Source organism: Streptomyces sp. NPDC003032 (genome assembly GCF_053591415.1).
In genome coordinates, this window is record NZ_JBSFTT010000002.1 from 22,108 (window position 1) to 42,008 (window position 19,901).

20 protein-coding genes are annotated in these 19,901 nt (G+C 71.0%); 10 read left to right on the top strand and 10 right to left on the bottom strand.

The features are described from left to right. Positions 1–32: 32 nt before the first annotated feature. The 3 genes from ACWDZ7_RS02615 to ACWDZ7_RS02625 are packed head-to-tail and all read right to left on the bottom strand — an operon-like array spanning position 33 to position 3,445. Positions 33–779, bottom strand: coding sequence for a succinate dehydrogenase/fumarate reductase iron-sulfur subunit (locus tag ACWDZ7_RS02615; RefSeq protein ID WP_451794189.1), 747 nt, complete (start codon positions 777–779; stop codon positions 33–35). Continuing rightward, positions 776–2,734 (bottom strand): fumarate reductase/succinate dehydrogenase flavoprotein subunit, encoded by a 1,959-nt coding sequence (locus ACWDZ7_RS02620; protein WP_451794190.1) that lies wholly within the window; start codon positions 2,732–2,734, stop codon positions 776–778. The genes ACWDZ7_RS02615 and ACWDZ7_RS02620 overlap by 4 nt, the downstream gene beginning before the upstream one ends. 3 nt (positions 2,735–2,737) lie before the next feature. After that, on the bottom strand, positions 2,738–3,445 hold the full coding sequence (locus tag ACWDZ7_RS02625) for a succinate dehydrogenase (RefSeq protein WP_451794191.1): 708 nt from the start codon (positions 3,443–3,445) through the stop codon (positions 2,738–2,740). 95 nt (positions 3,446–3,540) lie between these two features. Between ACWDZ7_RS02625 and ACWDZ7_RS02630 the strand changes: the two genes are divergently transcribed. Then, complete coding sequence (locus ACWDZ7_RS02630; RefSeq protein ID WP_451794193.1) at positions 3,541–4,425, top strand: LysR family transcriptional regulator; 885 nt, start codon at positions 3,541–3,543, stop codon at positions 4,423–4,425. A gap of 79 nt (positions 4,426–4,504) precedes the next feature. On the opposite strand, the gene ACWDZ7_RS02635 is transcribed toward ACWDZ7_RS02630, so the two are convergent. The 3 genes from ACWDZ7_RS02635 to ACWDZ7_RS02645 all read right to left on the bottom strand — a co-directional run bounded on the left by ACWDZ7_RS02635 (position 4,505) and on the right by ACWDZ7_RS02645 (position 8,691). Beyond that, positions 4,505–6,649, bottom strand: a complete 2,145-nt coding sequence (locus ACWDZ7_RS02635) for a putative bifunctional diguanylate cyclase/phosphodiesterase (protein ID WP_451794195.1) — start codon at positions 6,647–6,649, stop codon at positions 4,505–4,507. Next, complete coding sequence (locus tag ACWDZ7_RS02640) at positions 6,646–7,458, bottom strand: SAM-dependent methyltransferase (protein WP_451794196.1); 813 nt, start codon at positions 7,456–7,458, stop codon at positions 6,646–6,648. The genes ACWDZ7_RS02635 and ACWDZ7_RS02640 overlap by 4 nt, the downstream gene beginning before the upstream one ends. A 207-nt stretch (positions 7,459–7,665) precedes the next feature. Next, on the bottom strand, positions 7,666–8,691 hold the full coding sequence (locus ACWDZ7_RS02645) for an SCO0930 family lipoprotein (RefSeq protein WP_451794197.1): 1,026 nt from the start codon (positions 8,689–8,691) through the stop codon (positions 7,666–7,668). A gap of 314 nt (positions 8,692–9,005) precedes the next feature. On the opposite strand from ACWDZ7_RS02645, the gene ACWDZ7_RS02650 reads away from it, so the two are divergent. The 4 genes from ACWDZ7_RS02650 to ACWDZ7_RS02665 all read left to right on the top strand — a co-directional run bounded on the left by ACWDZ7_RS02650 (position 9,006) and on the right by ACWDZ7_RS02665 (position 11,450). After that, positions 9,006–9,575, top strand: coding sequence for a hypothetical protein (locus ACWDZ7_RS02650; RefSeq protein WP_451794199.1), 570 nt, complete (start codon positions 9,006–9,008; stop codon positions 9,573–9,575). A 15-nt stretch (positions 9,576–9,590) separates the two neighbouring features. Next, positions 9,591–10,358 (top strand): bestrophin-like domain, encoded by a 768-nt coding sequence (locus tag ACWDZ7_RS02655; RefSeq protein WP_451794201.1) that lies wholly within the window; start codon positions 9,591–9,593, stop codon positions 10,356–10,358. 104 nt (positions 10,359–10,462) lie between these two features. Continuing rightward, entirely contained in the window at positions 10,463–10,681 is a 219-nt protein-coding gene (locus tag ACWDZ7_RS02660; RefSeq protein ID WP_451794203.1) for a hypothetical protein, read from the top strand. 211 nt (positions 10,682–10,892) lie between these two features. Continuing rightward, positions 10,893–11,450, top strand: a complete 558-nt coding sequence (locus tag ACWDZ7_RS02665) for a hypothetical protein (RefSeq protein ID WP_451794205.1) — start codon at positions 10,893–10,895, stop codon at positions 11,448–11,450. 103 nt (positions 11,451–11,553) lie between these two features. Here ACWDZ7_RS02665 and ACWDZ7_RS02670 read toward each other — a convergent pair whose 3' ends face one another. Next, positions 11,554–12,045 (bottom strand): hypothetical protein, encoded by a 492-nt coding sequence (locus tag ACWDZ7_RS02670; protein WP_451794207.1) that lies wholly within the window; start codon positions 12,043–12,045, stop codon positions 11,554–11,556. A 373-nt stretch (positions 12,046–12,418) separates the two neighbouring features. Between ACWDZ7_RS02670 and ACWDZ7_RS02675 the strand changes: the two genes are divergently transcribed. Continuing rightward, the gene (locus ACWDZ7_RS02675; RefSeq protein ID WP_451794209.1) at positions 12,419–13,099 is read left to right on the top strand and encodes a class F sortase; all 681 of its coding nucleotides are present in this window, start codon (positions 12,419–12,421) and stop codon (positions 13,097–13,099) included. 11 nt (positions 13,100–13,110) lie between these two features. Here ACWDZ7_RS02675 and ACWDZ7_RS02680 read toward each other — a convergent pair whose 3' ends face one another. Then, a complete protein-coding gene (locus ACWDZ7_RS02680; RefSeq protein WP_451794211.1) occupies positions 13,111–13,956 on the bottom strand; it encodes a polysaccharide deacetylase family protein in 846 nt (281 codons plus the stop codon). A 179-nt stretch (positions 13,957–14,135) separates the two neighbouring features. Between ACWDZ7_RS02680 and ACWDZ7_RS02685 the strand changes: the two genes are divergently transcribed. Both ACWDZ7_RS02685 and ACWDZ7_RS02690 read left to right on the top strand, forming a co-directional pair. Beyond that, the gene (locus ACWDZ7_RS02685) at positions 14,136–14,597 is read left to right on the top strand and encodes a universal stress protein (RefSeq protein ID WP_451794213.1); all 462 of its coding nucleotides are present in this window, start codon (positions 14,136–14,138) and stop codon (positions 14,595–14,597) included. Between the two features lie 141 nt (positions 14,598–14,738). Next, entirely contained in the window at positions 14,739–16,172 is a 1,434-nt protein-coding gene (locus ACWDZ7_RS02690) for an amino acid permease (protein ID WP_451794752.1), read from the top strand. A gap of 66 nt (positions 16,173–16,238) precedes the next feature. Here ACWDZ7_RS02690 and ACWDZ7_RS02695 read toward each other — a convergent pair whose 3' ends face one another. Continuing rightward, positions 16,239–17,393, bottom strand: coding sequence for a CapA family protein (locus ACWDZ7_RS02695; protein ID WP_451794215.1), 1,155 nt, complete (start codon positions 17,391–17,393; stop codon positions 16,239–16,241). Positions 17,394–17,794: 401 nt separating this feature from the next. On the opposite strand from ACWDZ7_RS02695, the gene ACWDZ7_RS02700 reads away from it, so the two are divergent. Together ACWDZ7_RS02700 and ACWDZ7_RS02705 are read left to right on the top strand one after the other, a co-directional pair. Beyond that, complete coding sequence (locus ACWDZ7_RS02700; RefSeq protein WP_451794217.1) at positions 17,795–18,310, top strand: hypothetical protein; 516 nt, start codon at positions 17,795–17,797, stop codon at positions 18,308–18,310. Positions 18,311–18,382: 72 nt separating this feature from the next. Then, positions 18,383–19,021, top strand: a complete 639-nt coding sequence (locus tag ACWDZ7_RS02705) for a zf-HC2 domain-containing protein (protein WP_451794219.1) — start codon at positions 18,383–18,385, stop codon at positions 19,019–19,021. Positions 19,022–19,028: 7 nt separating this feature from the next. On the opposite strand, the gene ACWDZ7_RS02710 is transcribed toward ACWDZ7_RS02705, so the two are convergent. Next, complete coding sequence (locus ACWDZ7_RS02710; RefSeq protein WP_451794220.1) at positions 19,029–19,889, bottom strand: Fpg/Nei family DNA glycosylase; 861 nt, start codon at positions 19,887–19,889, stop codon at positions 19,029–19,031. Positions 19,890–19,901 lie beyond the last annotated feature (12 nt).

Genomic DNA, 19,901 nt, shown 5'->3' on the forward strand with positions numbered 1-19,901 from the left:
ACTGCGCGATCAGCCACCGGCGACCCGCACGGTCAGCGGCTGACCTTCCGGGTCGCCCGCAGCCACTCCTTGTTCATGGCCGCGATGGAGGGCAACGGAATCCCCTTGGGGCAGGCCGTGGCGCACTCGCCGGTCAGCGTGCAGCCGCCGAAGCCCTCCTCGTCCATCTGCGCGACCATGTCGAGGACGCGGGTCTCGCGCTCGGGCGCGCCCTGCGGCAGGACATTGAGGTGGTTCACCTTCGCCGAGGTGAAGAGCATGGCCGAGCCGTTGGGGCAGGCCGCCACGCATGCCCCGCAGCCGATGCACTCGGCGTGTTCGAAGGCGGAGTCGGCGTCGGGCTTGGGCACGGGCGCGGCGTGCGCCTCGGGTGCGGAGCCGGTCGGGGCGCTGATGTAGCCGCCGGACTGGATGATCCGGTCGAACGCCGAGCGGTCGACCACGAGGTCCTTGACGACCGGGAAGGCGGCGGCGCGCCACGGCTCGACATCGATGGTGTCGCCGTCCTTGAAGGACCGCATGTGGAGCTGGCAGGTGGTGGTGCGTTCGGGGCCGTGCGCGTCGCCGTTGATGACGAGTGAGCAGGCGCCGCAGATGCCCTCGCGGCAGTCGTGGTCGAAGGCGACGGGGTCGTCGCCCTTGACGATGAGTTCTTCGTTGAGGGTGTCGAGCATCTCCAGGAAGGACATGTCCGAGGAGATGCCGTCCACTTCGTACGTGGACATCGCGCCGTCGGCGTCGGTGTTCTTCTGGCGCCAGACGCGCAGGGTGAGCTTCATGCGTAGCTCCGCTGAGTGGGGTGGACGTACTCGAAGACGAGGTCTTCTTTATGAAGGACGGGGGCTTCGCCTGTGGCGGTGAACTCCCAGGCGGCCGCGTACGAGAACTCCTCGTCCACGCGCGCCGCCTCGCCGTCCGGGGTCTGGGACTCCTCGCGGAAGTGGCCGCCGCAGGACTCGGCGCGGTGCAGGGCGTCGAGGCACATCAGCTCGGCCAGCTCCAGATAGTCGACGACGCGGTTGGCCTTCTCCAGGGACTGGTTGAACTCCTCGCCGGTGCCGGGGACCTTGACGCGGCGCCAGAACTCCTCGCGGATCTGCGGGATGCGCTCCAGGGCCTTGCGCAGGCCGGTCTCCGTGCGGGCCATGCCGCAGAACTCCCACATCACTTCGCCGAGTTCGCGGTGGAAGGAGTCGGGGGTGCGGTCGCCGTCGACGGCGAGGAGGAGGTTCAGCCGGTCCTCGGTCTCGGCCAGCACCTCCTGTACGACGGGGTGTTCGGCGCCGACCTCGTCGTTGTGCGGGTTGCGTGCGAGGTAGTCGTTGATGGTGGACGGCAGGACGAAGTAGCCGTCGGCGAGGCCCTGCATGAGGGCGCTCGCACCGAGCCGGTTCGCGCCGTGGTCGGAGAAGTTGGCCTCACCGACGGCGAAGAGCCCGGGGACGGTGGTCTGGAGGTCGTAGTCGACCCAGAGGCCGCCCATCGTGTAGTGCACGGCGGGGTAGATCCGCATCGGCACCTCGTACGGGTTCTCCGCGGTGATCCGCTCGTACATGTCGAAGAGGTTGCCGTACTTCTCCGCGACCTTCTTCTTGCCCATCCGCCGGATCGCGTCGGCGAAGTCGAGGTAGACACCTTGCCCGCCCGGACCGACACCCCGGCCCTCGTCGCATACGTTCTTGGCGGCGCGGGAGGCGATGTCGCGGGGCACGAGGTTGCCGAAGGACGGGTAGACGCGCTCCAGGTAGTAGTCGCGCTCGTCCTCGGGGATCTCGTTCGGCGGCCGCTGGTCGCCGTGCGCCTTGGGCACCCAGATCCGGCCGTCGTTGCGCAGCGACTCGCTCATCAGCGTGAGCTTGGACTGGTGGTCGCCGGTGCGCGGGATGCAGGTGGGGTGGATCTGTGTGAAGCAGGGGTTGGCGAAGTGGGCGCCGCGCCGGTGGGCCCGCCAGACGGCGGTGGCGTTGGAGTTCATGGCGTTCGTCGACAGGTAGAAGACGTTGCCGTAGCCGCCGGTCGCGAGGACGACGGCGTCCGCGAAGTAGGTGTCGATCCTGCCGGTGATCAGGTCGCGGGCGACGATGCCGCGGGCGCGCCCGTCGACGACGATGACGTCCAGCATCTCGGTGCGGGGGTGCATCTCGACGTTCCCGGCGGCGATCTGCCTGCTGAGCGCCTGGTAGGCGCCGAGCAGCAGCTGCTGACCGGTCTGGCCGCGCGCGTAGAACGTCCGGGACACCTGGACGCCGCCGAAGGAGCGGGTGTCGAGCAGTCCGCCGTACTCGCGGGCGAAGGGCACGCCCTGGGCGACGCACTGGTCGATGATCTCGACGGAGATCTGCGCGAGGCGGTGCACGTTGGACTCGCGGGCGCGGAAGTCGCCGCCCTTGACGGTGTCGTAGAAGAGGCGGTGGACCGAGTCGCCGTCGTTGCGGTAGTTCTTCGCGGCGTTGATGCCGCCCTGCGCGGCGATCGAGTGGGCGCGGCGCGGTGAGTCCTGGTAGCAGAACTGCACGACGTGGTAGCCCTGTTCGGCGAGGGTGGCCCCGGCCGAGCCGCCGGCCAGGCCGGTGCCGACGACGATCACCGTGTGCTTGCGGCGGTTGGCGGGGTTGACCAGCTTCGCCTGGAAGCGGCGGGTGTCCCAGCGGTCGGCGATCGGGCCGCTCGGGGCCTTGGTGTCGACGAGCGGCTCTCCGGTCGTGTAGGCGGCGTACTCACTGGAGTAGTTCATGGTTCAGCTCACCAGTCCGGTCATGACGGCCACGGGTACGGAGACGAAGCCGACGGTCAGCACCAGGGCCAGGCCGTTGGCCAGGGGCTTGAGGACGCGGTCGCGGGCCGCGGTGCCGACGCCCAGGGTCTGCGCGGCGCTCCACAGCCCGTGCCGGACGTGGAGGCCGAGGGCGACGACGGCGACGATGTAGATGACGTTGCCGTACCAGGTGGAGAAGGTGTCGATGATGTTCTGGTACGGGTGCAGGTGCTGGTAGCCGCCCGGGTGCACCGTGCCGGTCGTCAGGTCGAGGATGTGCCAGACGATGAAGAGCCCGAGGATGACGCCGCCCCAGCGCATGGTGCGGGTGGCGAAGCTCGCCTGTGCCCTCTTGTGCACGTACTTGGTGGGGCGCGCCCTGATGTCCCGGCGGCTCAGCTGGTAGGCGGACGTGGCGTGGGCGACGACGGCGGCGACGAGGACCACGCGGACGAGCCAGAGCGTCCACTCGTAGTGCATGAAGGGCTCGCCGACCGTGCGCAGCCAGTGGGCGTAGTGGTTGATCTCCTCCGGCCCGAAGAAGATCTTCAGGTTTCCGACCATGTGCGTGACCAGGTAGAGCAGCATGATCAGACCGCTCACCGCCATCACGGTCTTCTTGCCGATGGTGGAGTCCCAGAGCGTACGGGTCATGGACGGCCGTTTGTCCGTCCGCGTTGCCAGAGCCATGTCGGCGACGCTACGGCCGAAGGTCCCGATCGGTCCAAGAGATGGTTCGGCTCATCTCGATAGCCTCAGCCTATCGAGCGTCGTACCGTACGTGTATGCAATTCCAGCAGCTGCACTACTTCGTCGCGGTCGCCGAGACGCGGCACTTCACGCGGGCTGCCGAACAGGTCCACGTCTCCCAGCCCTCGCTCTCCCAGCAGATCCGGGCCCTGGAGAAGGAGCTGGGCGCGGAGCTGTTCAGCCGGGCCCGCGGCAACATCGCGCTGACCGACGCGGGCGAGGCGCTGCTGCCGCTGGCCCGCCGGATCCTCGCGGACGCCGACACCGCCCGCATCGAGGTGCAGGAGCTGGCGCGGCTGCGCCGCGGCCGCATCAGGCTCGGCGCGACCCCGAGTGTCTGCACGGGGCTGCTCCCGGACGTCCTGCGCGCCTTCCACGACCGGCATCCGGGAATCCAGCTGCTCATCGAGGAGGGCGGCTCCCACGACCTCGTACGCGAACTGGCGCGCGGCGCCCTGGACCTGGCGCTGGTGGTGCTCCCGCTGCCCAGCCCGTCGCCCGCCCTGACCACCGTGGAGCTGCTGCGCGAGGACCTGGTCGTGGTGTCGTCCCCGCGGGCGCGGCGCCGGCTCGGCGGGTCCGTGCGGATCGCCGACCTCCAGGGTGAGCGCCTGGTGATGTTCCGGCACGGGTACGACCTGCGGGAGCTCACCGTCGGCGCGTGCCGTGCGGAGGGCTTCGAGCCGGAGTTCGCGGTGGAGGGCGGTGAGATGGACGCGGTGCTGGGTTTCGTACGGGCGGGGCTCGGGGTGGCGGTCGTGCCGCGCATGGTGGCGGAGCGGTCGGGCTCCGATCTGCGGATGACGCCGCTGTCCCGGCCGAGCCTGCACCGGACGATCGCCCTGGCGCACCGCAGCGACGTGGCTCCGCCGCGGGCGGCGCGGGAACTCCAGAGGATGCTTCTGGCTCGGGAGGGGTAGGCCCGTCGTGTTCCCGCTGCGGGTGCGTTGTGGCTGGTCGCGCAGTTCCCCGCGCCCCTTCGGGGCGCGGGTCCCGCCGTCAGCCCACCGCGTCCGCCAACGCCAGTTCATGCAGCCGGTCCGGCGGGCCGGGCCGGGCGTAGTACCAGCCCTGAGCCGTGTCACAGCCGAGTTCCCGCAGCTGATCCGCCTGCGCCCCCGTCTCGACGCCCTCGACGGTGACCGCGAGGTCGAGGCTGTGTGCGAGCGCGACGATCCCCTCGACGATCTTCAGGTCGACGGGGTCGGCCGGGAAGTGCTGCATGCCCTGGGTGAAGGACCGGTCGAGCTTGAGGACGCTCACCGGCAGCCGGCGCAGGTTGGCGAGGTTGGAGTAGCCCGTGCCGAAGTCGTCGAGCGCGATGTCCACGCCCATCTCGGCGAGCCTGCGCAGCGGCTTGAGCAGGTCGTCGTCGGCTCCTATCAGCGCCGACTCGGTGACTTCGAGGCAGAGCGCGCCCGGCTCCAGGCCCTCGCGCTCCAGGATGTCGACCGTGTCGGAGACCAGGCCCGGGTGCGTGAGCTGCATGGGTGAGAGGTTGACGTTGACCCGGAGCGGTCCGGTGACGGCCCCGTTCAAGGGGCGCGCCTTCCAGAGGCGGGCCTGGCGCACGGACTCCTCCAGGACCCAGCGGCCGAGCGGCACGATCAGACCGGTGTGCTCGGCGAGCGGGATGAACCGGTCGGGGCCGATCACGCCGTGCTGCGGGTGCAGCCACCGCACCAGCGCCTCGGCGCCGCGCACACTGCCGTCACCGAGATGCACCAGCGGCTGGTACTCGATGAAGAACTCGCCGCGCTCCAGGGCCGCGGGCAGCGCGGTGGTCAGACCGTGCCGGGTGATGGCGCGGGCGTCGGCCTCGGGGTCGGCGAGTTCGTAGCGGTTGCCGCCCGCGGACTTGGCGCGGTACATCGTGATGTCGGCGCTGCGCAGCACGTCGGCCGCGCCGCGCTCCCCCGCCGGGCCCTCCACGATGCCGATGCTGCCGCGCACGGTCAGCTCGCGGCCGTCGACGCGGATCGGGGTGGCGAGGGCGTTCATGATGCGCCCGGCGAGCTCGTCCACCTCGGTCTCGGTGTCGGCGCCCGTGGTGAGCGCCACGAACTCGTCGCCGCCGAGCCGGGCCACCATCTCGCCGGGCGCGGTCGCGCAGGACTGAAGCCGGTCGGCGACCTCGACGAGCAGCCGGTCGCCCGCCGCGTGGCCGAGGCTGTCGTTGACGGTCTTGAAGCCGTCGAGGTCGAGGTAGCAGAGCCCGAACCGCGCGTCGTCGCCCGCCGCGAGCGCCTTCTCCAGGCGCTCGAAGAACAGCGTGCGGTTGGGCAGCCCGGTGAGCGCGTCGTGCGTCGCCTCGTAGCGCAGGCGCAGGTTGAGCAGCCGACGCTCGGTGGTGTCCTCCATCAACGCCAGCTGGTACTGCGGCAGCCCGTCCGCGTCGCGTAGCAGCGAGACGGTCAGATTGGTCCACAGGACCGTGCCGTCGGGGCGGTAGAAGGCCTTCTCCACGCGGTAGTGCTCACGCTCGCCGCGCACCAGCTCCTCGTACAGCTTCCATACGTGGGGGGAGTCGTCGGGGTGTGTCCACTCCGCCGCGTTGCGCCCGCGCAGGTTGCTCTCCAAGCCGCCGAACATCCGCACCAGCGCGTCGTTGACCTCCAGGATCGTGCCGTCGAGGTCCGCGATGCCGATGCCGATCGCCGCGCCGTGGAAGACGGCCCGGAAGCGCGCCTCGCTCGCGTGCAGGGCCTCGGCGACGGCGCTGCGCGCGCTCAGCGTGGCGCGGGAGATCGCCTCCTGCTCGGCGAGGGTGCGCTCGCGAAGCGCCTTGGCGAAGCCCGCCGCGACCGCGTGCTGGATTCGCGCGCAGCGGGCCCGCAGCTCCTCCCGCGGGCCTTCGCCGCCGCAGTACAGGACCAGATAGGCGTCGACGCAGTCGAGGGTGCGGCTGAGCGCGTCGGGGTCGGTGCAGTGGATGTCGATGAGGGCGGCGCCGACGGCCTGGCCCTGCCTCGCGTCGAAGACCCGTTCTTGGAGCGCGTCGCGCAACCGCCGGGCGAGCGGCAGCAGTTGCCGCTCGAACTCGGGGCGGGTCAGTGAGGTGGCTGTCACCGGGAAGATCGCGCGGCTCCAGATGGTGGCGAACCTGCGGAGTCTTCCTTCCGGTCCGTCCGGCTCGGCGCTCAACGCTTCTGTCCCACGCCCGCGAACCCGGAGAAGGAGTAGGGGTCCTCCTCCTCGAGCGCCGTGTCGGGCCGCCAGTGCGGCATCGGCACCAGGCCGGGTTCCACCATGTCGTACCCCTCGAAGAACCGCGCGATCTCCTCGCGCGAGCGCATGATCAGTGGGTTGCGGATGTCTTTGTATACACCGACCGTCCCGTCGGCCTGCTCGGGGGGAACCGGGATCCCTTCGTACGAGGCGTGGGTCAGGACGATCAGGCTGCCGGGCGCGAGGCCGTCCCTCAACTCGGCGACCGCCGCGCGAGGATCGTACGCGTCCTCGACGAAGTGCAGGACGGCGACGAGCAGCAGGGCCACCGGCCGGTCCAGGTCGAGGAGCGAGCCGACCTCCGGACTGCCCAGGATGTCCCGGGGCTTGCGCAGATCGGCGGCGAGCACCGAGGTGCGCTCGTCGCCGTCGAGTACGGCCTTGCTGTGTTCGACGGCGACCGGGTCGTGGTCGACGTATACGACGCGTGCCTCGTCGCTGGCCCGCTGTGCCACCTCGTGGACGTTGCCGAAGGTGGGGATGCCGGAGCCGATGTCGAGGAACTGGGTGACGCCCTGGTCGACGGCGTACCGGACCGCTCGCCGCATGAAGGCGCGGTTCGCCTGCATGATCTTCGGCAGGCCCGGCATGAACTCCATGGCCCTGCGGCCGGCCTCCCGGTCCACCTCGAAGTTGTGCGAACCGCCCAGGTAGTAGTCGTAGATGCGGGACACGCTGGGCATCGTGATGTCGATGCCGATCGGGGCCCAGGCGGGACGCTCCATCAAGACTCCAAGGCATAGGGGGTGACGCGGGCGATCCGGTGTTCGAGGGTGAGGCTACTGATCGCCCGCCAAGGGAGCGAGTCAAAACGGAAATTGGCCGTCCGTTCTCGGTCACTGCCTTTGGCAAGTGCCGTATCACACACCGAAGACCGGCCCGTCCCTCCTTGTGATAGAGGGACGGGCCGGCCGGCCGTGCTCCGTGGGGGGTTACTGGGGGGCGCCCACCGCCTTGCCGTCCGGGCTCGCGGCGTACCAAGTGCCGCCGACTCCCTGACCGTTGGTGTCGCCCGGCTTCTTGTCGCCCGCGAAGGTGTACAGCGGCCAGCAGTCGATCGTCTGCTGCTTGCCGCCGTCGGGGCGGTCGTAGGTCATATAGCCCTTCTTCTTGATCCCCTCGGTATCGGCCTTGTCGACGGGGGCGACGGCGGGCCACTTCTCCGCGCAGGCGCCCACGCAGTTGGACTTGATCGGCCAGGCGGAGTCCTTGGTGAAGCGGTAGACGGTCATGCCGTTCTTGTCGACGACGATCTCGCCGAGTTTCGGGTCCTTGCGGGTGGACAGGCCCGCGGGGTCGGCGGGGGCCGGTTCGGCGGGAGCGGTCTCGTCGGGGGCGGTCTCGTCGGGGGCGGTTCCGGCCCCCGCGGGTGAGGCCTTCTTGCCGTCGGGGGTTGCGGCGTGCCAAGTGCCGCCCACACCCTGCCCCTTGGCGTCGCCGGGCTTGACGTCCTTCGCGTACCGGTACATGGGCCAGCCGTCGATGGTGAGCTGCTTGGTGCCGTCGGCGCCGGTGACCTCGCCGAGCAGGGACTCGTCGACGCCCGGCGCGGCCTTGGCACCGTCGGCGGCCACGGCGGGCCAGGCCTTCAGGCAGGCGGCGTCGCAGTTGGACTTGGGGGGCTGGGCGGTGTCCTTGTCGAAGCGGTAGAGCGTGAAGCCCGCGCTGTCGGTGACGACCTTCCCGAGCTTCTTGCTGTCCCACACGGCGAGCTGCCCGGCCGGCTTCGCCTTGGCCCCGGCGCCGTCGGCCCCGGCGCCTGAGTCCGCGCCGTATCCGTCGCCCGCGCCGTATCCGTCGCCCTTGGCGGGCGCCTCGTTACCCACATTCTGGCCATTCGGGGACTGGTCGCCCTTCTCCTGTCCGCACGCCGCCGTCAACGACAGCAGGGCCGCAGCCGTCGCTACGAGCGAGGCGCTCCGCCAGGCCCGAGGGGCTCGCCCACTTGGATGCCGCATCTCTCACTCCCGCTGTCAGCTGTGGTGTCGTGGCGCCTGTTTGCGTCACACATGGCCCTAGGTACGGGCGGGGGCGGCCGCCGCGTTCAACCGGTGCGCAAGATTCTTTGTGCGGCGCACGGGCGGAGGGTGCGGCGCGGGAGTGGGGCGTGGCAGCGGGCGTGGGGCGCGAGGGTGAGGCGTAGGGCACATGAGCGGGTCGTAGGGCATGAGGGTGTTCACGTCGTCAAACCCGCGCGGGGGCCGCCTCCTTCCTTCGGGGCATTCGGGAGCGTTCCGGCATGCCGGGGACGGGCGCCGCCCATGCTCTCGTCGTGCATGGAACCTCGCGGGCCTTACCGCCCCTCGTCATACGGGTGTTGGCGCTCCTCGCGCTGACCTTGCTGCTCGGCGCCTCTGCCGCCACCGGCACGGCCGCGGCCGACGACTGCGCGTACGCGTCGGTCAACGGGGGCGGCGCCTCTTCGGGCGGTGACAACCTGGCCGTGGCGGGCGACGGCGGCGACTGCTGGGCGGGGCCCACGCACCGCCCGAAGCCTCCGCCACCACCGCCACCGCCCGCTCCACCACCTCCGCCGCCTCCGCCTCCGCCTCCACCTCCGGAGCCCGAGGCCCCCGAGCCGCCACCGCCTCCCGCGCCGAAGCCGGTCCCGACACCGGCCCTCGCCCCGTCCGCGGCGCCCGAGCCCGCGCCGAAGCCGCCGCCCGAGCCGAAGCCTCCTGCCCGCGGCAGAACAACCAAGCCATCGCCATCCGTGACATATCCGGCGTACCACCCGCCAACCCGCAAGCGGCCGCCGCGCGGCGGCCCGTCCCTCGTCTCGCTCACCCTGCTCATCACGGCGCCCGCGGTGCTCGCCGTCGCCGCGCTCCGCCCGCGCTGACCGCCGGAGGTCTCCATGTCGGAATGGCTTGTTCTCACCCTCGCGATGGTGGCCGCTTGCGGTGTCGTGCTCATCGTGACGCTGCTGCGGCACCGCAGGACCGGCGCGGACTACGACGCGTCGGAGACGCCGGACGTCATCGAGTACATGACGATGATGATCGGCGTCGTGTACGCCATCGTGCTCGGCCTGGCCATCGCGGGTGTCTGGGAGGCGCGCGGCGCCGCCCAGGAACACGTCCGCGTGGAGGCCCAGGCACTGCATGAGATCTCGGAGCGGGCGCGGGTCTATCCGCAGGACGTCCGGGACCGCATTCGCGCCGACGTACACACCTATGTCAGCCATGTCGTCACCGAGGAGTGGGACTCCATGGCGGCCAAGGGCGAACTCACCGACCGCGGCGCCGATCTCCTCGCCCGGATCCGCCACGACGTCACCGACTACGAACCGAAGTCGGACTTCGAGGCCCAGGCCTACCAGCCGCTGGTCGACGAGGTGGCGGCCGCGGACGACGCGCGCAGCGCCCGCGCGGACAGCGTCGGGGCGACCATGCCCGGCGTGGTCTGGTTCGGCCTGATCATCGGGGGCCTGGTGACGATCGGCATGATCTTCGCGCTGCAGATCCGCCGCACACCGCGCGAACTGGTCCTCGCCGGTCTCTTCTCCGCCCTGTTCGCCTTCCTGCTCTTCCTGATCTGGGACTTCGACGCCCCGTACAGCCGTGGCATCGCGGCGACGGCGGAACCGTTCAAGGCGCTGTTCCCGGGAATCGGCGGCGGCTGAGACCGCGGGGACTCGCCTCGGAGTACGCCTTGGCGGCGGCGAGTTGCCGCTCGATGGCCGTGAACCATGCTGCGCCGGGCCCCGGCCCGGCGCATTCTGGTGCCATGGCCTGGCAGACACCGATCGTCGTCCATCCGCCCGCCGCCGACGGCGGGCGGCGGGTCACCGTACGCGGACAGGACGTCGGCGTCGCCCGCGGCGACCGCGACCTGGTGGAGCTCCTGCGGCGCGCGGGGCTCGACGAGGCCGACATCGCGCTGGACGACCCGAATCTCGTGGAGTGGCGCGGCGGCCCTCACGTATGGCCCGAGCCGCGGCACTGAGACCCGCCACTCCCCATGCCATACGGGCGCGCTCCGTCCCGTCCGCCACGCCGTGCCGTTCCCCTGTCCGGCGGAGCGGATTGCCCCGTTCGCGCGACACCGATCGCGGCCCCGAGGGAGCGTACTTAGCGTTTCGGTCATCGAGGTGCATTTCAGGCGTCAGCGGAAGAAGGTCCGCGGCTGCTCCTCGGGGACCCGGAGGATCCACACCATGCACGCGATACGCGTCGCTTCCGCCGCTCTGCTCACCGCCACCGTCCTGACGCTGACCATCCCGCCCGCGTCGGCGGCCGTCACGGGCGACGACACGAACAACAACATCACTTCGTTCGGCTTCCGCGTGACCCCCTCGACGATCGCCGCGGGCGGACAGGTCACGCTCAGCGTCGAAGGCTGCGACGGCGACGCCAAGGTCACCTCCGGGGTCTTCGACGACGCCCACATCCCCAAGGGACAGTCGTCCGCCACGGCCAAGGTGTTCTGGGACGCCAAGCCCGGGGCGATGTACGAGGTGACGTTCACCTGCGACGGGGAGACCGGCAAGACCGACCTGACCATCGCCACCGGCCGCCCCGACAACAACAGCCACCAGAACCAGAATCAGAACCCCAACCCGAACCCCGTCCACAAGGGTGTCAAGGCCGGCATCGGCGGCAGCCTCGGCGGGTTCGACCTGCACGAGTTCGCCCTCGGCGGCGCGCTGGTCCTGGGCGGCCTGGGCGCCGCGTACTACAAGACGCGGCGCCGCACCGGCGAGGACAACTCCTGACCGGCTCCCGTCCCCGCTCCTGACCCTCCCTCGGCACCGCCGCTTCGCCCCCGGGGCGTCTCCAGACCCCGAGGGCGCAGCGGGCGCCGGTTCGCCCGGCGGCTCAGGACCGGTTCTCGGCCCGGCGGCGCATCCAGAACACGCCGCCGCCGACCACGGCCGCCGCCACCAGGGCGCCACCGATCGCGATGTCGGTGGGGGTCGCCCCCGAGGGCGAGCTGCCGCCGAAGCCACCGCGCACACCGCCGTGGATGACGGTGAACGCGGCCGGGCGGGTGAGCGTCTTGCCGCCGCAGTGGGCCGTGATGTCGTACGCGCCCGGGGTCGCGTGCTTGTGGACGACGGCTGTCGCGCTCGACGTGGTGCCGCCGGGGATCGAGTGCAGGTTCGTGTCCGGGAAAGCGTGCGAGGTGATCTTGCCGCCGGCCTGGCAGGACGAGCCGTCGACCGTGACGGTCAGATGTCCGCCCCGCGGAATCACGCTCGGCATCGCCACGATGTTGGTCGGGTCGGCCCACGCGGACGCGGCCGGGGCGGCGAGCCCGACGACCGCGCCTGCCGCGGCGGCGACCGCGAGGGCACGAGTGGTACCCATACGCGAAGCGCGAGTGGTACGCATACGAGAAGTACGCATGGAAGTCCTCCGCGGAAGGCGCCCCGGGGGTACCGTCCCCGGTCGATCGGCGAGAGCGCCTCCCAGTCAGACCCTCGGACGCGGTGCGCCGGGCCGCATTTCGGGGATCGGCCGTCCTGGTGAGACGACACGCCGGGACGTGTCCACGCGATCGGACATCACCGCAGGTCACGGACCGTCAGAAATTTCCTGTCCGGGGGCGACCCGGATGGCGCACCCCGGCCGGGGCGCCACCCGTTCGCTCCCGCCCTTTCGCACGCCGCGCGCCCCGCGCTTAGCGTTCTCGTACGCGCAACCGACGCGGCGCGCCCGCCGCGTCGAGAGGGGATAGAGAATGCCTTCGTCCCACCCGGCCGACGAGTTCGAATTCCAGGATTCCCAGGAGGACGAAAAGCAGAAGAAGCGCGCCCCCTGGGGCGTGATGGCGCTCGTCCTGCTGACCGGTCTCGCGCTGATCCGCAATGGCTCGGGGGAATTCGACGTGGGGCCGCCGCAGCCCGCGTCCGCCGCGGCCGCGGACCGCACACCGGACCCCGCGGTCGCCGCCCCGGCACCCCTGACGTTCTCCCCCGCCGAGCGCGTGCGCATCAAGGGCATCCAGGTGGACGCGCCGGTCACCGCGGTGGGTCTTGACCCCGAGGGGTGGGTGGACGCGCCGCCACCCGAGGACGCCAACCTCGCCGGCTGGTTCACGGGCGCCGTCTCGCCGGGTGAGAAGGGCACGGCTGTAGTCGTCGGCCATGTGGACAACCAGCAGGGACCGGCCGTCTTTTACGGCCTCGGTTCCCTGGAGAAGGGACAGCACGTCGAGATCAGGCGCGAGGACAAGAAGACCGCGATTTTCAAGATCTACGGCATCGAGGTATTCGACAAGAAGGACTTCCCCGGCAAGCGCGTCTACGGAAATGACGGAACTCCCGAATTGCGCGTCATCACCTGCGGCGGCGGTTTCACCAAGCAGTCCGGATACGACGGGAACGTCGTCGTCTTCGCCCGCCTGACCGCCGTGCGCTGATCTCAGGCGCGTCACACGGCGTAGCGGTTCGGCACCGTGATGCGGTAGCCGGAGTCGAGGAGTTCGGGAAGGTAGGTGCGCAGGGCTCTGACGCCGGCGGAGCGGTCGCCGCCCGCGTCGTGCGAGAGCACCACCACTCCGGGTGCCGCGCCCGCGCGGACGCGGCGGACGATGGTCTTCGCGCGGGGCTCGGTCCAGTCGAGGGTGTCGAGGGTCCAGGCGAGCGGTTCCATGCCGAGCTGTGCGCCGAGTTGGAAGGTGTTGCGGTTCCACGCGCCGTAGGGGGCGCGGAACCACTCGGGAGGTTCGCCGGTCACGCCCTCGATGACGTCGCAGGTCCGCTCCATCTGCACGCGCGTCCTGGAGCGGCTCAGCTTGGGCAGCAGCGGGTGGCTCCAGGTGTGGTTGCCGATCACGTGCCCGTCGTCGGCCATCTCGCGCAGCAGGTCCTCGTTGTCGACGACCATCTCCCCGCACACGAAGAACATCGCGCGGACGTCGTACGCGCGCAGCGTCCGCAGGATGTACGGGGTGTAGCGGGGGTCGGGCCCGTCGTCGAAGGTCAGCACCATCGAACGCTCGTGCCGGTCCAGGCGCAGGATCGGCGCCTTGCGGACCCGGGGCAGGGCGCGCGCGGAGCGCGGGGGGCCGTGTCCCGCCATGGGCTGGAGGCGGTACGCGGAGGGCTTGAGGGCGCGGGCGGGCGCCGGGCCGGCGGCGGGCCTGCCGGTGGGCGCGGTGGGCCCGGGGGCGGCCGGGCGGCCGGTGCCCGCGCATCCGGCGGTCGCGGCGAGCCCGAGGGCGACGGCGGCACGGAGCACGACCCGGCGCCCTGGAGTCAGCTGATCGTCTTTCATGACCAATCCGTCGCATGGCGGAAGGCCGACGCGGCACACCAACGCCGGGCCGCTCCCCGAAAGCACCCGATCAGCCGCCTGGGGGCGGCCGGACGCCAGTGCCGGTGCGGGGCCTGCGCAGGCGCTGCGCAGGGCGCCTGCCCGCGGCAGCGCCGCGCCGCTCCGTTAACCTCTCGGGCGTGAGCGCAGACCAGTCCCAGCAGTTCGAACGCGGTACCGACGGGCCCAAGGTGATCGTCGTAGGAGTCGATGGCTCCGATTCGTCGTTGCGGGCCGCGGCGTACGCCGGAGGCCTTGCCCGGCGCCAGCGGGCCCTGCTCGCCGTCGTGTACATCCAGCCGGTGATGGCGGCGGGCGCGGCCCTCGGCGCCCCGGTCGCCGAGACCACGGACGAGATCGCCGAGGGGCTCATCGCGGAGATCAGGGACGCGGCCGAGCGGGTGAAGGACATATTCGACGTGAGGTGGGAGTTCCACACCTTCCGCGGCGACCCCTACAACGGCCTCGTCAGCGCGGCGGACGAGCTGAAGGCGGACGCCGTGGTCGTCGGCGCCTCCGAGCAGGCGGGCCACCGCATCGTCGGCTCGGTCGCCGTCCGCCTGGTGAAGGCGGGCCGCTGGCCGGTGACAGTGGTGCCGTGACCGAAGCCCCCGTCGAATGCCCCTCACGCACAAGCCGAATGAACCCCCACGCGCAAGGGGTGTGGCGTCTTCCGTCGTGACGGAGGCTGGGCCATCATGATCCGCCATCAGCCGACTGCCGTCCGCGAAGAGGTGGAGCTCATGGCGGGACTCCGGATGGGGCAGGGCATCCTGCGCCGCAAGCCCATCGAACGCATCGAGGAGACGGAGACCGGGTCGGGCGGCGGGCTCACCCGGTCGCTGGGGCTCTGGCAGCTCACCGCGATCGGCGTCGGCGGCATCATCGGCGCCGGCATCTTCACCCTGGCGGGCACCGTCGCCAACGAGAAGGCGGGGCCCGCGGTCCTCGTCTCGTTCCTGATCGCGGGCGTGGCGAGCGCCGCGGCGGCGTTCTCGTACGCGGAGTTCGCGGGCCTGATCCCGAAGGCGGGATCCGCGTACACGTACGGCTATGTGGTGCTCGGTGAACTGGCCGGCTGGTTCATCGGCTGGGATCTGCTCCTGGAGTACACGGCGATCGTCGCGGTGGTCGCGATCGGCATCTCCGGCTACTTCAACTTCCTGGTCAACGACATGGGCGCCGAGCTGCCGAAGTGGATGCTCGGCGCGCCCGCCACCGGCGACGGACACAAGGTCGACCTCTTCGCGGCGCTGCTCTGCCTGCTCATCGCGTATCTGCTCACCCTCGGCATCAAGAACGCGGCGCGCTTCGAGATGGTCGTCGTGGTCCTCAAGGTCCTCGTCGTGCTGCTCGTCATCGGCGTCGGGTTCTTCCACGTCAACACCGGCAACTACCAGCCGTTCTTCCCCTTCGGGGTCAGTGGCGCGTTCACGGGTGCGGCGACCGTGTTCTTCGCTGTCTTCGGCTACGACGCCATGTCGACCGCCGCCGAGGAGTCCAAGGACGCCCAGCGCCACATGCCGAAGGCGATCCTCTACTCCCTCGCGATCTCGATGGTCCTGTACGTGCTCGCGTGCCTGGTCCTCACCGGCATGCAGGGGTACAAGGACATCGACCCGGAGAGCGGGTTCTCCAGCGCGTTCAAGGCCGTGGGGCTCGGCGGGCTCGCCGACGTCATCGCCGTCGGCGCCATCATCGGCATCCTCACCGTGATGTTCACCTTCATGCTGGGCGTCACACGTGTGTGGTTCTCCATGAGCCGCGACGGGCTGCTGCCCAAGTGGTTCGCGAAGACGCACGAGACGCGGCACGTGCCGACGCGCGTGACGTGGATCGTGGGGTTCGCGTCGGCCGCCATCGCCGGGTTCCTGCCGATCGGCGAGGCGGCCGAACTGACGAACATCGGCATCCTGCTGGCGTTCGTCGTGGTGTGTATCGCGGTGATCGTGCTGCGCTACAAGCGGCCCGACCTGCCGCGCACCTTCCGGTGTCCCGGGATGCCGGTGGTGCCGGCGGTCGGGGTGGTCTTCTCCATCTGGCTGATCACGTTCCTGCAGTGGCAGACCTGGGTGCGGTTCGCCGTGTGGTTCGCGGTCGGGCTGCTCGTGTACTTCGGCTACTCCTACCGGAAGTCGGAGCTGGCGAAGGCGGAGCGGGACGCCGTGGAGCAGTAGTAGCGCTGTAGTTCCCGAGTTCTGCAGTTCCCGAGTTCTGTAGTTCTGCAGTTCTGTAGTGCGTGGCTACTTGGCCATCACCAGGCCGTCCTTGGCCGCGCCCCGGCCGAGGACGACGCGGCGGATCCGGTCGCGTACGTCGCGTACATCCGCCCCGCGGCGCAGCGCCGAGTTGAGGTTGACGACCCGGCCGGCGTCCGTGTCGAACCACATCGGGATGAACTCGGCCTTCTTCACCTGCCACCGCCCGCCCCGCGCGGCCGGCGGCGCGAAGGTGAAGCGGCCGATGGAGTTCTGGTTGCCGCGGGGGTCCTTGTCTCCTTCGTCGTTGATCATGTCGCCGGCGATCTGGTCGCCCATGCCGTAGATGATCCAGGTGCCGTTGACCTTCTCGTACGCCTGGGGGACGTGTGCGTGGGTGCCGATGATCAGGTCGATGTCCGGGCGGCCCGCCGTGCGCGAGGCCGTGAGCCGCTTGCCGAGGCGCAGCTGCCGCCGGTCGGGCGCGGTCTGCCACTCCGTGCCCCAGTGCAGGCTGACGACGACCACGTCGGCGCCCGCCTTCCGCGCCGCCCGCGCGTCCGCGACGATTCTGCCGCGGTCGATCAGATCGACCGACCAGGGCTTGCCCTTCGGCATCGGGTAGCCGTTCGTGCCGTACGTGTACGCCAGCTGCGCGACCCTGGCGCCGCCCGCCCGCAGCCACGCCGGTTTCTTGTCCTCGGCGGCGGAGCGGGCCGAGCCCGCGTGCTTGACGCCCGCCTTGTCGAGCGCGTCCAGGGTGCGGCGCACGCCCGCGGCGCCGTCGTCCAGGGAGTGGTTGGAGGCGGTGGAGCACGAGTCGTACCCGGTGGCCTTGAGGGCGCGGGCCACCTGGGGCGGGGACTTGAAGTCGGGGTAGCCGCTGTAGTCGCCCTTCGCTCCGTACACCGTCTCCATGTGGCAGATCGCCAGGTCGGCCTGGGAGACGACCGGCTTGGCGCCGGCGAGCATCGGTGCGAAGTCGTGGCCGTCGCCGTCCGCGTCGGCTCTGGCCTGGCGGATGATCGAGGCGTGCGGGAGGACGTCACCGGAGGCGACGAGGGTGAAGGGGCGTCGCTCGGCCGTGCCGCCGCTCGCCGGGGAGTGGGCCGGGACCGCCTGGCGTGACGCTTCGGGCCGGGTGGACCGCTCGGCGGCCCCGCTCACCGGCTCTGGCACGCACGCCGCGGTGCCCGCCATCAGGAGGGCCGTCGCGGCGGCGGCCGCCGGCCGTCCCCTCCTGGCCCGTGGTGGGGGCGGTGAGGTGCTTGGGGTCCCTGTGTGCCGTGAGTTCCGTACGCGCTGCGTCATCGATCGGGCTCCGCGAATAGGGTGATAGCAGATAATATGAATACATCTGCGGAGCTATCTGACAGTCAAGGACCAATGCCGACTCAGTCGCTGAAAAGGAGTCAAATCATTTGGCCCTGTGACGCGAACAACACGGGGCGGCTCACCTGCGGGGAAACCGTGGGCCGGGTCAAGGCTCCGTAAAGCGCCTTGCTCGGCACCCCCCTTGAGTAATCGGCTGTCCTCATCCGTGTTCCGGATTGGGGGCCAGAGGCCGGTGACGCGCACGGACCGGAGGAAGGCGGAGCGGGATGCTGCACGAGAGCAGAGGCAACACGGAAGGCCCCCGGGGCGGCGAACTGACGGTGCCGATGGCGTGGTTGTACGCCGAGTACATCGCCGACGAGTTGCTGCGTACCGGTGATCTGATGCCGCCCACGTCGTTCGAGTACCGGGCGGGGCGGGACGCGCTCGCCCTGACGATCTTCCTGTCGGACAGCAGGGGCGAGCTGTCCGGGATCCGGGTGATCACCCAGCTGGAGACCTGGCTCTCCCTGACGGAGTACGACCAGGCCTGGCAGGAGTGGGTGCGCGAGCGGTTGGAACTGCGCCTGGAGGACGCCGCCGCGGCGGGGGGGCCGGGCCCCGATCTGGAGCTGGCCGAGCTGGCCTGGCGGTGGCTGGAGGAGACAGAGCTGCTGGCGCCGGATCTGGACGCGGTGCCGGGCGGCGGGGCCGTGCCGGGCGAGGAGGAAGGGCCGAAGGTGTGGACGCCCGCGTGGCGGCTCGGGCTGCCGCTGGGGCATCTGGCGATCCATCTGTTCTGACGCGGCCCTTGAACGATCCGGCGACCCCTTACGTACCGGAGGGCAAGCGGCACCCCTCCCGTAAGGAACGCCATGAGGTCCCTGGAACGGCATCGTGACGCCGGCGCCTACGCGCTCGGCGTTCTCGACGAGCCGGACGCGTTCCGGTTCGAGGACCATCTCGCACAGTGCCCCGCCTGCCATCTCGCGCTGGGCGAACTGCGCCGCACAGCCGACCGGTTGAAGCTGTACGGCCGCGCGACGCCGCCCGCCGCCGCGCCCGGCCCGGAGCTCCTGGAGCACACCCTGCGCGAGGTCGGCCGTGTGCACGCGGTGCGGCGCAGGAGGCGGCTGTGCGCGCTCGCCCTCGCCGCCGTGCTGGCCTTCGGCGCACCCTCCGTGGCCCTCGTGACGGCCGCCGGGCCCGACTCCGGGCGGCCCGAGCGGCTCAGCGCGCGCGACGCCCGCAGCGGGGTCCACGCGACGCTGACGGCCCGCGACCGCGCCTGGGGGACGGAGCTGGCGCTCACGGTGCGGGACCCGGCGCCGCGGTCACCGGTCTGCGAACTGGTCGCCGTGGGCAAGGACGGTTCGGAGCGGACCGTCACGACGTGGCAGGTCCCCGCGCGGCGCGTGGAGATCCCGGCGGTCGCGGCCCTGCGTCCGGATGAGACCGATCGGTACGAGGTGCGGACCGCGGACGGGGAACGGCTGGTGACGCTACGGCCGTAGCGGCCCCCTACTTCAGCAGCCGCGACAGCCTCCGGTCCGCCAACGGCTTTCCGCCCGTCTGGCACGTCGGGCAGTACTGCAGGGAGGAGTCGGCGAAGGACACCTCGCGGATCGTGTCGCCGCAGACGGGGCACGGCTCACCGGCGCGGCCGTGTACGCGCAGGCCGCTCTTCTTCTCCGCCTTGAGACGGCCCGCCGCGACGCCGCGTGAGCGCTCCACCGCCTCGGTCAGCGTGGCGCGCAGCGCCTCGTACAGCCCGTGGACCTCGCCCTCCGTAAGGCTGGACGTGAGCTTGAAGGGGGACATGCGGGCCGCGTGCAGGATCTCGTCGCTGTACGCGTTGCCGATGCCGGCGATCAGGCCCTGGTCGCGCAGCGCCCCTTTGATCTGGCGCCGTTCACCCGCGAGGAGGCGGGTGAACCGCTCCTCGTCGAAGTCCGGGGCGAGCGGGTCGGGGCCAAGCCGGGCGATGCCCGGGATCTCCCGCGGCGCCTCGGTGACGTACACCGCGAGGCGCTTTTGGGTGCCCGCCTCCGTGAGGTCGAAGCCCTCCCCCGCGTCCAGGGCGACGCGCAGCGCGAGCGGGCCCTTGCCGGGGCGCGGGGTGCCGTCGGGGAGCCGGTCCTTCCACTGCAGCCAGCCGGCGCGGGCGAGGTGCGTGACGAGGTGCGGCCCGTCGGCGTCGATGTCCAGGAACTTGCCGTGCCGCTCCACGGCCGTGACGGTGCGGCCGTGGAGGGCGGTGAGCGGAGGGTCGTACGTCTTGAGGACGCTCACCGCGACGGGCAGCACGCGCACGATCTCGCGGCCGGTCAGCCGGTCCGTCAGAAAGGCTCGCAGGGCTTCGACTTCGGGCAGTTCCGGCATGGCTCCCGCTCT